General features: G+C 62.3%; 14 protein-coding genes and 1 tRNA gene. 1 reads left to right on the top strand and 14 read right to left on the bottom strand.

Annotated elements, in window-relative coordinates:
* Positions 1-513: 513 nt before the first annotated feature.
* From AC0L2P_RS22435 to AC0L2P_RS22385, 11 genes are all read right to left on the bottom strand, one after another.
* The gene (locus AC0L2P_RS22435) at positions 514-1002 is read right to left on the bottom strand and encodes an NUDIX hydrolase (protein ID WP_473504103.1); all 489 of its coding nucleotides are present in this window, start codon (positions 1000-1002) and stop codon (positions 514-516) included.
* Positions 1003-1199: 197 nt separating this feature from the next.
* Positions 1200-1700, bottom strand: a complete 501-nt coding sequence (gene gpt, locus AC0L2P_RS22430) for a xanthine phosphoribosyltransferase (protein ID WP_473504101.1) — start codon at positions 1698-1700, stop codon at positions 1200-1202.
* Between the two features lie 111 nt (positions 1701-1811).
* Positions 1812-2645 (bottom strand): universal stress protein, encoded by an 834-nt coding sequence (locus tag AC0L2P_RS22425; protein WP_473504099.1) that lies wholly within the window; start codon positions 2643-2645, stop codon positions 1812-1814.
* Between the two features lie 77 nt (positions 2646-2722).
* Complete coding sequence (locus AC0L2P_RS22420; RefSeq protein WP_473504097.1) at positions 2723-3472, bottom strand: competence/damage-inducible protein A; 750 nt, start codon at positions 3470-3472, stop codon at positions 2723-2725.
* A 257-nt stretch (positions 3473-3729) separates the two neighbouring features.
* Entirely contained in the window at positions 3730-4623 is an 894-nt protein-coding gene (locus AC0L2P_RS22415; protein WP_473504095.1) for a carbohydrate ABC transporter permease, read from the bottom strand.
* Between the two features lies 1 nt (position 4624).
* Positions 4625-5476 carry a carbohydrate ABC transporter permease gene (locus AC0L2P_RS22410; protein ID WP_473504186.1) on the bottom strand — a complete coding sequence of 284 codons (852 nt, stop codon included), beginning with the start codon at positions 5474-5476 and terminating at the stop codon, positions 4625-4627.
* Positions 5477-5663: 187 nt separating this feature from the next.
* Positions 5664-6989: an ABC transporter substrate-binding protein gene (locus AC0L2P_RS22405; protein ID WP_473504093.1), complete on the bottom strand. Its 1326-nt coding sequence runs from the start codon at positions 6987-6989 to the stop codon at positions 5664-5666.
* A 33-nt stretch (positions 6990-7022) separates the two neighbouring features.
* Entirely contained in the window at positions 7023-8108 is a 1086-nt protein-coding gene (locus AC0L2P_RS22400) for an ABC transporter ATP-binding protein (RefSeq protein ID WP_473504091.1), read from the bottom strand.
* A gap of 164 nt (positions 8109-8272) precedes the next feature.
* Positions 8273-8512 carry a DUF2188 domain-containing protein gene (locus tag AC0L2P_RS22395; protein ID WP_023674770.1) on the bottom strand — a complete coding sequence of 80 codons (240 nt, stop codon included), beginning with the start codon at positions 8510-8512 and terminating at the stop codon, positions 8273-8275.
* A 28-nt stretch (positions 8513-8540) separates the two neighbouring features.
* A complete protein-coding gene (locus AC0L2P_RS22390; protein WP_473504089.1) occupies positions 8541-8822 on the bottom strand; it encodes a DUF982 domain-containing protein in 282 nt (93 codons plus the stop codon).
* A gap of 177 nt (positions 8823-8999) precedes the next feature.
* Entirely contained in the window at positions 9000-10100 is a 1101-nt protein-coding gene (locus AC0L2P_RS22385; protein WP_473504087.1) for an NADH:flavin oxidoreductase/NADH oxidase, read from the bottom strand.
* Positions 10101-10253: 153 nt separating this feature from the next.
* Between AC0L2P_RS22385 and AC0L2P_RS22380 the strand changes: the two genes are divergently transcribed.
* On the top strand, positions 10254-10832 hold the full coding sequence (locus AC0L2P_RS22380; RefSeq protein ID WP_473504085.1) for an NUDIX domain-containing protein: 579 nt from the start codon (positions 10254-10256) through the stop codon (positions 10830-10832).
* A gap of 190 nt (positions 10833-11022) precedes the next feature.
* On the opposite strand, the gene AC0L2P_RS22375 is transcribed toward AC0L2P_RS22380, so the two are convergent.
* From AC0L2P_RS22375 to AC0L2P_RS22365, 3 genes are all read right to left on the bottom strand, one after another.
* Complete coding sequence (locus AC0L2P_RS22375) at positions 11023-11541, bottom strand: GNAT family N-acetyltransferase (protein WP_473504084.1); 519 nt, start codon at positions 11539-11541, stop codon at positions 11023-11025.
* Positions 11538-11813 carry a type II toxin-antitoxin system TacA family antitoxin gene (locus AC0L2P_RS22370; RefSeq protein WP_473504082.1) on the bottom strand — a complete coding sequence of 92 codons (276 nt, stop codon included), beginning with the start codon at positions 11811-11813 and terminating at the stop codon, positions 11538-11540. Before AC0L2P_RS22370 ends, AC0L2P_RS22375 begins: the two co-directional genes overlap by 4 nt.
* Positions 11814-12107: 294 nt before the next feature.
* Positions 12108-12193 (bottom strand) — tRNA-Leu (locus tag AC0L2P_RS22365).
* Positions 12194-12555 lie beyond the last annotated feature (362 nt).

Raw genomic sequence — 12555 nt, 5'->3', positions numbered from 1 at the left:
GCCCCGCCGGTCGAACCTCTTGCGAGGCCGCTGTCCGACGCGCTCACGGACCCTGTGGGTCCCTCAAAACTGAAAACTTTTTGTAACGCCCTCGGTCGAGGGAAATTCACATTATCTAGCGTCGAACCTACCTGCAAACACTAAATATAGTATTAACAGACAATTTATTCAAGTCCGACAATCCTCCTCTTTCGCCCCCAAGACTTCAAAATCCCACGCCTTCGCCAGCCTCGTGAACAGGCGGGAATGCGGATCAAAACGCACATATTCCGGGAAAAAGACCGGCCTCGAAACTTTTCCGGTCGCGCTCTCAACAGGAGCGCATGGCCTATAAAAGGCGACTCGTTTTGCGGCGTCAAGGATTCGTTTGCGTAGCTTTTATGACCCCAACATCTTGTGTGTCACATATGTGGATAACGGGGACAGAAGCGCGCTGATTTCCGTTTTTGCAGCGACAAGCCTGGTGTCGGCGACACTCGCAGGCCGTTCGCCGCGGCGAGGGCCGAAGCCGACTCAGTTGAAGCGATGCGGGTCAGCACCGAAATGGGCGATGATCTGGCAAAGGTCGGGCTCGTTGATCATGCGTACAGCCTCGTCGGCGCTGACCCATTTGCGGATGCGGGCGCGCTTTTCCTTCCACCGGTCGGCAACTTTGTCGACCTGCAGCGGAAACACCAGCACCTCGCAGGGCACTTCCTCGCCGGATGCCAGCACCTTAGCATAGAAATAGCGGCCGGCCTCATGATGCGAGATCGTGCCGCGCAGCCCGGCCTCTTCCCCGGCCTCGCGCGCCGCCGCTTCGCAAAGCGGCTCTTTTGCTTCCGGCCAGCCCTTGGGAAGCACCCAGCGGCCGGTGTCGCGGCTGGTGATCAGCATGATCTCGACGCCGTGCCCGCTATCGCGCCAGGGCAAGGCCGCAACCTGCAGGCGACACGGCGCCGTACCGAAGAGTCGCCGGACCCTTTCGGCCAGATGGTTATGCGTCGTTGGCCTCGTCAACATCGGAGAAGCTTGCCCCAGCTCCCAGAATCATTTGCCGTCTCGTGAATCTTACGGCTAATCATAAGCAATGAAAGTAAAAAACTTCATATCGACTTGTTAACTACGCCGAGAGGCGTAGATTCAGGAAATATCGTCCGCGACGGCACTTTTTCAAGGAGTATGCGCCAGTGCGTTCCGAAGGGAACACATTGCGCGAATCACCCGGCGTGATCGTCGGCGATCGGCTTCTGGTAGGTAAAGCCCATGTCCCATGGGAAATAGATCCAGGTGTCCTGGCTGACCTCGGTGACGAAGGTGTCGACCATCGGCCTGCCTTTCGGTTTGGCATAGACGGTGGCGAAATGCGCCTTGGGCATCATCGCGCGCACGATGCCCGCCGTCTTGCCGGTGTCGGTGAGGTCGTCGATGATCAGCACGCCGGCCCCGTCATCGGCGAGCAGCGCCGGCGTGACCTCCTTCAGCACCTGCAACTGCCCCTGGCTGGTATAATCGTGGTAGGAGGCGACGCAGACCGTCTCGATGATGCGGATACCGAGCTCGCGCGAAATGATGGCGGCCGGAACCAGGCCGCCGCGCGTGATGCAGACGATCGCCCTCCATTGCCCCTTGTTGGCGCCGGCAAGCCGCCAGGCGAGCGCGCGCGCGTCGCGGTGGAACTGGTCCCAGGAGACCGGGAAGGCTTTTTCGGGCAGGGACATTTTTTCCGGCACTCCGCAAAGCGCGCATCGCGCAGACACTATGGAATGCGCGCGGAATTAACTGGAAAGGCTTGGCCTTGGCAAGGGGAGTGGCAAGCTATCTCTGTGAACTTACCGCGACAGGAAAGCCGCCACCGGTGCGGTGCGCAGCACGGTTCGCGTCACTCCGCCGAACAGCAGCTGGCGCAGCCAGGAATGGCTGTAGGCGCCAAGCACGAGCAGGTCCGCACCCGTTTCGGCGACCCTGGTCTGGATGATGTCGTCGACCGAGGCGCCGCCGGACCTCAGTACCGAGACGCTGACGGTCGCGCCATGCCTGGACAACGAGGCGGCGATCTCTGCGCCGGCTGTTTCCGGCGCCTCGTCGAGCGTGTCCGGCGGGTCGATGACGACGATGTCCGTCTTTTCGGCCTCGATGATGAAGGGCAGGGCATCGAAGGCAGCGCGCGCGGCTTCCTTGCTGCCGTTCCAGGCGAGCAGCACATGCTTGAAGCTGGTGACGAGGGGACCCGAATGCGGCACCACCAGCACCGGCCGGCCGGCATCGTAGACCAGCGTGTCGACGTCGGCGCTGGGATCGCCGCTCGATTCCCGCTGCGCAGCGATGATAAGGTCCGCGGTGCGGACGGTCGAGATGCCGGTCAGCGCACTGTCGCCGGAAAAACTCTCGAGGCTGCGCCATTCGAACGACAGGCCGGAATTCTCGACGCTCTTGTGAAAGGCCGCCTGCAGCTTCTCGGCGCGCTCCCGGTTCATGTCGGCGGAAACCTGCAGGAACTCGGTATCCGGAAAGCCGGTGGCCGAGGTGTAGGGCACGGGCAGCGCCTCGGCATGGATGCCGATCAGATGGCTCTGGAATCGGCTGGCCAGCGGGATCGCGCAGTCGAGGACGCGCTCGGCGTCCAGTTCGTTCTGCAATATGGCGACGATGGTCTTGAAGCGCATTGCAATCCCTCAGTTTTACGGCAATCCCACGCGTGACAAACGTCACTGCGCGATGCTGGTTCCGTCGGGCCGGCCGATCAGCCCACCCTGCTTGCCCTGGTCAAGCTCGCCACCATAACCTCTACGTCGGAGCGTGCCGAGTCCAGCGCCTGCTGGCTGCGGGCCCGCACCACCAGTTCCGTCCAGAACTTGCCGTCGCCATATTTCGGGTAGGAGCCGATGATCGCATCCGGATGCATCTTCTGGATATCGCCCAGCGGCCCGCCGATCAGGCCTTCGCCGAAGGGGCATTCCACGGTTGCCGACAGCATTTTGGTGCCGGCCCGCAATGTCGGCACGACATTGTCGAGCATCGCCTGGAAAATCGCCGGCACGCCGGCCATGACATGGACGTTGCCAATGCGAAAGCCCGGTGCAACCGACACCGGATTATCGATGTGGTCCGCCCCACGCGGCATCCGCGCCATGCGCTTGCGCGCTTCGGTGTATTCGATGCCGCGGGTAGCATAGCTTGCTTCCAGCAGGGCGTAGGCCCTGGCGTCGTATTCGCATGGCACGCCAAAGGCCTTGGCGATGGAATCGGCGGTGATGTCGTCATGCGTCGGGCCGATGCCGCCGGTGGTGAAGACATAAGTGTAGCGGGCGCGCAGCGCATTCACCGCAGCGACGATCTCGTCTTCCTCATCCGCAACGATGCGCACTTCCTTCAGGTCGATGCCGATCGCCGTCATGATGTCGGCGAGGTGGCCGATATTCTTGTCCTTCGTGCGGCCGGACAGAATCTCGTCGCCGATGACGAGCATGGCGGCGGTGACGATTTCGGTCATGGCAGACTCCGGCAAACGGGTCGCCTGAGATAGCGCGGCGGACGGCCGGCGGCAATACGCCAGGACCCGGCGCAGCTCGCCGCCGCTTCTTCCTTCTCCCTTTGTGGGAGAAGGTGGCCGAGCGAAGCTCGGTCGGATAAGGGGTGCTCCAGCTTGGCGCAGTCGGCACTCCGGCCAGCACCCCTCAACCGTCTTGGCGCTGCGCGCCAATCCACCTTCTCCCACAAGGGGAGAAGGAAAGGGCCCACCCACGGGCGCTATTCCTTCACCGCTCCGGTCATCGAGGAAACATAGTGCTCGACAAAGAACGAATAGAGCACCACCACCGGCAGCGAGCCGATCAGCGCTCCCGCCATCAGCGCCCCCCACTCATAGACGTCCGAGCGCACCAGCTCTGTGAGCACGCCGACCGGCACAGTCTTGTTTTCGGACGACTGGACGAAGGTCAAGGCGTAGATGAACTCGTTCCATGACAGGGTGAATGCGAAGATGCCCGCGGAAATCAGGCCCGGCACCGATAGCGGCAGCACGATCTTGGTGAGGATCTGCCAGCGACTCGCCCCGTCGATCAGCGCGCATTCTTCCAGCTCGAACGGGATCGAACGGAAGTAACCCATCAGCAGCCATGTGCAGAACGGGATCAGGAAGGTCGGATAGGTGAGGATGAGCGCGAAGGGCGTGTCGTAAAGCCCAAGGTTGAACACCATCACCGACAGCGGAATAAACAGGATCGAGGGCGGCACGAGATAGGCGAGGAACACCGCGAGGCCGACCTGCCGCGCCCCGGAGAACCGCAAGCGTTCGATCGCATAGGCAGCGAACACCGCAGCCAGTAGCGACAGGAACGTGGCGGCCGTCGAGATGATGATCGTGTTGAGCAGCCAGCCCGGATAGGATGTCTCGAAGAGCAGGTAGCGGATATGCTCGAGCGTCGGATGCACCACCCAGAACGGATTGAAATTGGCGTAGTCGGTCATCTCGAGATTGGGCTTAACCGCCGTGATCGTCATCCAGTAGAACGGAAACAACAGCACGATGACGAAGATCAGCAGCGGCAGGTAGACCGTCACCACGCGGCGCGGCACGCTCTGCAGGTAGCCCATGCCGCCTTCGTCGAGTTCCGGGCGTTTGCTTGTTTCGATCGCGGTCATGTCAATCTCCGCCGCCCTGCTGCCATTTGCGGCGTTGCAGGCCAAAGTAGCTGAACAGGATCGCCGCCAGCAGGAACGGGATCATGGCCACCGCGATCGCGGCGCCTTCGCCAAGCTGGCCTCCGGAAATGCCGCGCTGGAACGACAGCGTCGCCATCAGGTGGGTGGCGTTCACCGGCCCGCCGCGCGTCAGCACATAGATCAGCTGGAAGTCGGTGAAGGTGAACAGCACCGAAAACGTCATGGTGATGGCGATGATCGGCGTCAGCAGCGGCAGCGTCACATAGCGGAACAATTGCCAGCGGCTGGCGCCGTCGAGCGTGGCGGCCTCGTAGAGCGACTGAGGAATCGTCTGCAGGCCGGCAAGCAGCGTTATCGCCACGAAAGGAATGCCGCGCCAGACATTGGCGGCGATGACCGAAGCCCGCGCATTCTCGGGATCGCCAAGGAAATTGATGCGATGGTCGATCAGGCCCATTTCCATCAGCGCCCAGGACAGGATCGAGAACTGCGAATCGTAGATCCACCAGAAGGCAATGGCCGACAGCACCGTCGGCACCACCCAGGGCAGCAGGACGATCGCGCGGAAGAACGATTTGAACGGCAGGTTCTGGTTGAGGATAAGCGCCAGCCAGAGGCCCAGCGCAAACTTCAGGATCGAGGCGCTGATCGTGTAGAGCAAGGTGTTGAAGACGGAGAGCCAGAAGACGGCGTCATCCCACAGATATTCATAGTTCTCGAGGCCGATGAAGATGCCGGGGCGGCCGATCCGGGCATCGGTGAAGCCGAGCCAGACGCCGAGCCCGAGCGGATAGGTCAGAAAGACAAGCAGCAATGCCGCCGCCGGCAGCATGAAGCCGAAACCAAGCGCGTTATGACTTTCAGACACGAACGTCAAAATGCGCGACAGCGTCGACCGGCGTGGCTGGGCGGCAGCGGAGGTCACGGCCATGGGTCGGCTCCTCTAAGGTCTCATTGAACGGCCGGGCGGCCATGCGCGATTCGAAGCCGGGCAGCATGGCTGCCCGGCTGAACCCGGCTCAAACGCGATAGTAGCGGTTTGCGCGCTTCTCGGCTTCTTCCATCGCTTCTTGCGGCGTCGCCTGGCCTGTCACCGCCTTGGCGAACATGTCGACCAGCACATAGTCGGCCATGGTCGCTGCCGAGGCATAGCCGAGCGGGCCGGCATAGCCGTTGGGCCGCAGCGTCGCCGAGGCCTTGGCGTAGGCGGCATTGTTCGGATCGGCCGTCCACACCGGGTTGTTGTCGAAGGCTTTGAGCGTCTGGCAGCAATAGCCCGCTGACGACGTGATCCATTGCGACATTTGCGGATCCTCGAACATGAACTGCAGGTAGGCCTTGGCCGCGTTGGGGTAGGGCGTGTAGTCGAAGATCACGGCCGTGGTCACCTGGAACAGCTCGACGGATTTCCCGACCGGACCGATCGGCAGATTGGTGGTGCGGATGTCCTTGGCCATCTCGGTCAACTTCGGATCCTTGTCCTTGTTGATCTTGGCGGTGTTGTAGGCCGAAATGCCGTTGGCGATGACGCTCAATTCGCCGGCCAGGAAGGCGCGGTTGTTGTTGACGTCGAGCCAGCTTTCGGTACCGGGAATGAAGGTCTTGTAGAGCGCCTGCGCGTATTCGATCGCCTTCAGCGTCTCGGGGCTGTTGATCGTCACTTTGCCGCTCTCGTCGACCATTTTACCGCCGTGGCTCCACAACAGCCAGTGAGCGTAGTTATTGCCGTCGCCGACGCCGTGGCCATGCGTGAAGCCGGCCGGGTGCCCCTTCGCCTGCAATGCCTTGCAAAGCTCGAGCAGGCCTGCCGTATCCTTCGGAAACTCGGAGAAGCCGGCCTCCTTCACCCAGCTTTCGCGATAGACGATGGCGTTGCCGATGGTCGCCAGCGGCAGGCCGAGGAACTTGCCTTGCCGCGTCGCATATTGGTGCGGTCCGTCGTACCAGCCTCCATATTTCGAGCCGAGATATTCGCCCAGCTCCGTCACGTCGTGCAGCTTGTCGGGATATTGGTGCGGGTCGTCGAACCAGACGAACATCAGGTCCGGGCCGGAGCCGACATTGGCGGCGACCGCCGCCTTGGGGCGAATGTCCTCCCAGCTTTCCTTGTCGACGCGGACCTCGACGCCGGTCGCTTCGGTGAAGCGCTTGGTGTTAGCCAGCCATTGATCCTCGTCGCCCTGCACGAAGGGCGACCAGCGCAGCAGCCTGAGCTTGGCGCCGTCCTCGGGCTTGTATTTCAACCCCTCCTGGGCAAAGGCGGGAGAGCCGATGAGCCGGCTTCCCAAGGCTCCCGCCGCCACGCCGGCGGTGGTGCGGATCACGTCACGTCTGGTGAATTTCATGCTCGCTTCCTCCTGCTTATTGTCCTTGCCGTCCTACTGCTTGATGGGTGTTTCGAACCGCTGTCCGGTTTTGCCGTGAAAGAGATGGATAAGGCCAGGCTCGGCCGTAAGCCGGATGGTTTCGCCCGGCGTGAAGGAATGGCGTTCCCGGAAATTGGCGACAATCTCCTCGCCGCCGGCGGTGCGGCCGATGAGCTGCACTTCGGACCCTGTCGGCTCGACCACCACGACGGTGACCGGAATGCCCTGATGGTCGGACAGCCGTAAATGCTCGGGCCGTATCCCCAGCACGACCGGCTCACCATTGCCGATGGAAAGGGCCGAGGCCAACGGGACCGAAATCCCTCCGGCGCCGCGAAATGACGGCGAGCCGTCGGTTACGATCTCGCCCCTCAGCATGTTCATGGCAGGCGAGCCGATGAAGCTGGCGACAAAGAGATTGTTCGGCCGGTCGTAGAGCTCCAGCGGCGGCCCGATCTGCTCGACGATGCCGTCATGCATGACGACGATCTTATCGGCCATGGTCATCGCTTCGATCTGGTCGTGGGTGACGTAGACCGTCGTCGTCTTCAGGCGCTGATGCAGTTCCTTGATCTCGGCGCGCATCTGCACCCGGAGCTTGGCATCGAGATTGGAGAGCGGCTCGTCGAACAAGAAGACCTGCGGGTCACGTACGATCGCCCGGCCCATGGCGACGCGCTGGCGCTGGCCGCCTGAAAGCTGGCGGGGATAACGGTCGAGCAGCGGCACCAGTCCCAGGATTTCGGCCGCGCGCCGCACGCCGGCATCGCTCTCCGTCTTGGGAACGCCCTTGAGCATCAGCGAGAATGCCATGTTCTCGGCAACCGTCATATGCGGGTAGAGCGCATAGTTCTGGAAGACCATGGCGACGTCGCGCTCCTTTGGCGCAACGTTGTTGACGATACGTTTGCCGATCGCGATCTGGCCGCGCGAGATCTTTTCCAGGCCGGCGATCATCCTGAGCAGGGTCGACTTTCCGCAACCCGAAGGACCGACCAGCGTGACGAACTCGCCGTCGTTTATATCGACGCTGACCCCGTGCAGGACCTCGACGGTTCCAAATGATTTGTAGACATCGCCGATTGCGACAGACGCCATCGATCTCCTCCCGATTGATTCCCGCAACGACTTCGAAGGAAACCGCTTTCCTGCCTGGCCCGCGACAGCGCCCAGGCTCCTCCCCGGTCACGCGCGATGTGAGACGGTAGCGCTACCAAACCTGGCTGTAAAGCACGCCGGCACACCTGGATATCGACACACCGCTAATCCGAAACCTCGGTCTGCGGCCGGTCGCGACCGTCTGCGAGCTCGTCGTGCCATTTGCCGTCGGCGTCCTCGTACTGGATGCCGTCAGTGTTGCCGGCAACCTGCTGTTCGGCGGAAGCGATCTCGGCGGCGCGCAATGCGTCCTGATGGGTGGGGAACGTTTCGGAGAATGTCGAGCCGACCTTGTAGGCCCAGCCTCCGTCATGCTCAACGATCTTGTAGGTCAGTTTCGCCATGAAACCCTCCGGTTGAAAGCCCGTTGCCTCAATGCAGCCTGTCGTCGGCCGGCAGCCTGTCGTCTGCGACCAGCACGTCCGATTCCCTGGCGGCTTCGATCAGTGCCCGGCGCGCATCCGCCGTCGAACGATAACCTTCCAGCACTTTTAGGCAAGTGTCGAGGGCATCACGATGACGCGGCCCGCGATTGAGTGGCCAGACCGTCATCAGGCACTCCGCCGCCTCCTGGGTACTGCGGATATGCCGATACTTGCCGACATGGCCGAGTTCGACCACGACCGGCTTTTCAAATGGCTTGCTGTCCATCATCGCCGCCAACGCGGAGCGGCCGATTTGGTTGCAACTGCTATTTTAGCTCAGGCGAAAATAGCTCAATAGTCGCAGTCGGGGCAATCATTCCAGGTTTGCGCTGCCCTAGGTGAGGGCCGGTCGAGCGCCATTTCCGTGCGAAGCGATTGCCTTGGGCGGCTCAGCGGAACCCCCCCGTCAGTTCGCCTTCATCCAGTGCTGCATCGTCGTCACCGAGCGGGCAAGCTGCGGCGCCGGGTGGATTTTTTCGCCGAAGGTGGCCGCGGCGCGCCAGCCCCAGCGCGGATCGGCAAGAAAGGCGCGCGCCAGCGCCACCATGTCGGCGCGGCCGTCGGCAACGATTGCCTCGGCCTGTTTCGGATCGTCGATCAGGCCGACGGCCCGCGTCGGGATGCCGACGGCCTTGCGCACCGCTTCGGCCAGATGCACCTGGTAGCCGGGCCCGGAGGGCAGCTTCTGCAACGGCGAATTGCCGCCGCTCGAGCAGCAGAGATAGGCGACGCCGGCTTCCTTCAGCGCTTTTGCCACTTCGATCGCATCCTCGACCTCGAAGCCACCATCGACCCATTCCTTGATCGACAGACGCGCGCCCAGCATCAGCCTGGGCACTGCCTTCTTCACCGCCTTGGCGATCTCGACGGCGAAGCGCATGCGGTTTTCCAGCGAGCCGCCCCAGCGGTCGGTGCGCTGGTTGGAGAGCGGCGACAGGAACTGGAAGATCAGATAGCCATGCGCGGCATGCAGCTCGATGAAGTCGAAGCCGGCCCGCTCGGCCCGCCGGGCCGCTTCGGCGAAGCGTTCGATGATTTGCAGGATTTCGTCATCCTCCAGCGCCCGCGGCACCTGCCAGCCGGTGTCGTAGGCGATCGCCGAGGCCGACACGATCGGCCACGGGTCCTGATCGGCGCTCAGCGGTCCGCCGCCTTCCCAGGGTTTGCGGTTCGAGGCCTTGCGGCCGGCATGCGCAAGCTGCGTGCCGAATTTCGTGCCCGGTGCGCCGACGCGCTTGGCTGCATCCAGCGTGCGTCGCGCCGCCGCCTCATTGTCCTCGGAATAGAGGCCGAGACAGCCATGCGAGATGCGGCCGCGCCGTTCGACATCGGTCATCTCGACGGTGACCATGCCGGCACCCGACATCGCCAGGTTCATCCAGTGATAGAGGTGCCAGTCGCTGGCCGAGCCGTCCTCGGCTGAATACTGGCACATCGGCGCGACCGCGATGCGGTTCGGGAAGGTGAGGCCGTCGAGGGTGATCGGCTGGAAAAGCGATGAGGTCATAAAAAACTCCGGAAAGGGTTGCCGCTATTTAGGCAGGCACTTGCAGATGCGCCAGACACGAGAGGGTGAACCGGCGCACTGGACCAATTGGTGACCCGATTGCACGAACCGCCGTTCGCGGCTACGCCTTGCCGCGGCAACAGGGAGTCCACTATGGAAGATCGCATTCGCATCCGCTCTGAGGAAGTCATTTCCGACGAATGGGCGGTTTTGAAAAAGACCGTCTTCGACTATCGCCGGCGCGACGGCAAATGGGAAACGCACACCCGCCAGACCTACGATCGCGGCGACGGCGCGGTGATCCTGCCCTTCGATCCCGACCGCTCGACGGTGCTTCTGGTGCGGCAGTTCCGCTACCCGGCCTATGTCACCGGCCACAAGGATCCGCTGATCGAGGCCTGTGCCGGCCTGCTCGACGAAGACGATCCCGAAACCTGCATCCGCAAGGAGGCCGAGGAGGAACTCGGCTACCGGCTGAAGGACGTGCAGCGGCTGTTTTCGCCCTATATGAGCCCCGGCAGCGTTACCGAGCGGCTCTGGTTCTTCGTCGCCCGCTACTCGCCCGCCGACCGCATTTCCGACGGCGGCGGCGCCCACGACGAAGGCGAGGACATCGAGGTTTTGGAAATGCCGCTCGACGAAGCACTGGCCGGCATCTACGACGGTCGGATTATCGACGCCAAGACGATCATCCTAATCCAGCATTTGAAGCTGAATCCGATCGGGAGGTGAGGTGGTCGATCTCGGCTAGGCGCGGATTAGGGCAAGTCGGTGGATATCGCCGTCACGGTTCGGCAGAGCGACGAGAAGGAGTATCGCGATAGTTCGGCGCATGTATCGACGCGCTCCCAATAGAAGCAGCGCGAAGCGCACTTGATGGGAGGAGCACGTTGGCACCATGCAGGGCCACATACCGCGCCGTTCAGATCGCAGCTATTGCCTTGGCGATCACGGCGAAAGGCAGGACCAGGGATAGCGGCGCGTCATCGAGACGGACCGCACCGTAGCTCTCGTACCAGCGTGCGGCCTGATCGCCTTTGGCGTCGATAAACAGGGCTACGCCGCCGACTTCCTGCGCAACTGCTATGCAGCGTTTCCCGGCGGCGAGCAGCAAACCGCCAGCGAGGCCACGGCCTTGTATCGCGCGATCCACTGCAAGGCGACCGAGGCGATAGACCGGCACGTCGTAGCGGCCTAGGCCGCGCCTGGCGATCGTCGGTGTGCGGGCATAGTCTATCGAGGCGGGACTGAGGGAATAGAATCCGAGGATGTGCGATGGATCTTCCGCCGTCACGGCGACGAAGGTTTTTGCGCCGCCGTTTTCGTGGTTTTGACGCGCGAAGCGCTGTAGGTAGGTATTGAGGTCCGCGTCGCCACAGTCGAAGGCGGTACGGTCAAGCTGTTTGCTGATCGGCACTTCCTGCCAGGTGACGGAATTCACGCGAGGGTCTGACCGGCCTTGGCGGCACGGATAAGACGTTCGGTGGGCGCCGGCGGATTTTCGAGCAGGTCGAGGACGCGCAGGCTGTCGCGTTCTGACAGGGCGAGATGTTCGGCGCGTTCGATCGTGGCTTGGGCATCACGCAGCGCGGAGCGCGTGACGAACTCGGTTAGACCGACGTTCGACAAAGCCGCTGCGCGTGCGATCACGGCTTTTGCTTCGGGCGGAATCCGGAGATCGATTCGGCCATTGTCACTGACATTGCGGGGCATGGGCATATCCTTCGGTTTAATTATGTAATACGGATTCAATCCGTACAACATCAACCCTTTCGCCTTAGCTTGAGTTATAACTCAGAGGGCACCTAAGCCTAAGGCTCAACCGAGCAGCTTCAATGCCGTTGCAATCCGTAAAAGCAACGACAACGGACGGCTCTGAGGTGGCAAGAGGCCGTGCTTGCGATAGAAAGCTGCCTCATCCTTCGGTCGAATCTCGCACTGCCGCGAAATGGGGCCGGGCTCATCAGAAGAAATATACCTGTTTAGGTATAGTTTGGCGGCACGAACTGGTGCGGACGACGGGAATCGAACCCGTACGATCAGAGATCGAGGGATTTTAAGTCCCTTGCGTCTACCAATTCCGCCACGTCCGCAGGCCAGTCCTTTTCAGATGCCGGGCAGGGGCCGTCAAGCCGTCTTGTGCGGTCGCGGGTTGGTGGCGCGGCCGGTGGATGCATCGAGAGCTCCGAGTCGAAGCCGTAGCGGTTCCGAGTGTCCACCGCGAAAACTGAGACAAACCCGCCAAAACAAAAACCCGCCTCGGCGGGCGGGTCGTTGGAGCCAATTAGCACCATAGCCAAATTAGTAGCATAGCTGCCGGCACAAAGCAAGAACAAAATTGCTCCTTCAGCGAAGAATCGTGGCTTCATTCCAGCTTGGGGTTCCTCGCCCCCACGAAAGTAGGGGAGAGGCGGGGCGGGGGAGCCCCCGCCGCGGGGGGGGGTGGGGCGGGGGG

The sequence above is a fragment of the Mesorhizobium sp. WSM4836 genome, from assembly GCF_055811815.1.
Note: the sequence above shows the minus strand (reverse complement) of the source record. Positions and strands in the feature narration are given on the sequence as shown.

Coding starts and splice junctions, on each gene's coding strand:
- AC0L2P_RS22420 (WP_473504097.1), bottom strand. CDS start 3,472: ATGACCGAAATCGTCACCGCCGCCATGCTCGTCATCGGCGACGAGATT.
- AC0L2P_RS22390 (WP_473504089.1), bottom strand. CDS start 8,822: ATGATGGACAGCAAGCCATTTGAAAAGCCGGTCGTGGTCGAACTCGGC.
- AC0L2P_RS22405 (WP_473504093.1), bottom strand. CDS start 6,989: ATGAAATTCACCAGACGTGACGTGATCCGCACCACCGCCGGCGTGGCG.
- AC0L2P_RS22435 (WP_473504103.1), bottom strand. CDS start 1,002: ATGTTGACGAGGCCAACGACGCATAACCATCTGGCCGAAAGGGTCCGG.
- AC0L2P_RS22415 (WP_473504095.1), bottom strand. CDS start 4,623: ATGACCGCGATCGAAACAAGCAAACGCCCGGAACTCGACGAAGGCGGC.
- AC0L2P_RS22425 (WP_473504099.1), bottom strand. CDS start 2,645: ATGCGCTTCAAGACCATCGTCGCCATATTGCAGAACGAACTGGACGCC.
- AC0L2P_RS22410 (WP_473504186.1), bottom strand. CDS start 5,476: ATGCTGCCGGCGGCGGCATTGCTGCTTGTCTTTCTGACCTATCCGCTC.
- AC0L2P_RS22370 (WP_473504082.1), bottom strand. CDS start 11,813: ATGCCCCGCAATGTCAGTGACAATGGCCGAATCGATCTCCGGATTCCG.
- AC0L2P_RS22400 (WP_473504091.1), bottom strand. CDS start 8,108: ATGGCGTCTGTCGCAATCGGCGATGTCTACAAATCATTTGGAACCGTC.
- AC0L2P_RS22395 (WP_023674770.1), bottom strand. CDS start 8,512: ATGGCGAAACTGACCTACAAGATCGTTGAGCATGACGGAGGCTGGGCC.
- AC0L2P_RS22380 (WP_473504085.1), top strand. CDS start 10,254: ATGGAAGATCGCATTCGCATCCGCTCTGAGGAAGTCATTTCCGACGAA.
- AC0L2P_RS22385 (WP_473504087.1), bottom strand. CDS start 10,100: ATGACCTCATCGCTTTTCCAGCCGATCACCCTCGACGGCCTCACCTTC.
- gpt (WP_473504101.1), bottom strand. CDS start 1,700: ATGTCCCTGCCCGAAAAAGCCTTCCCGGTCTCCTGGGACCAGTTCCAC.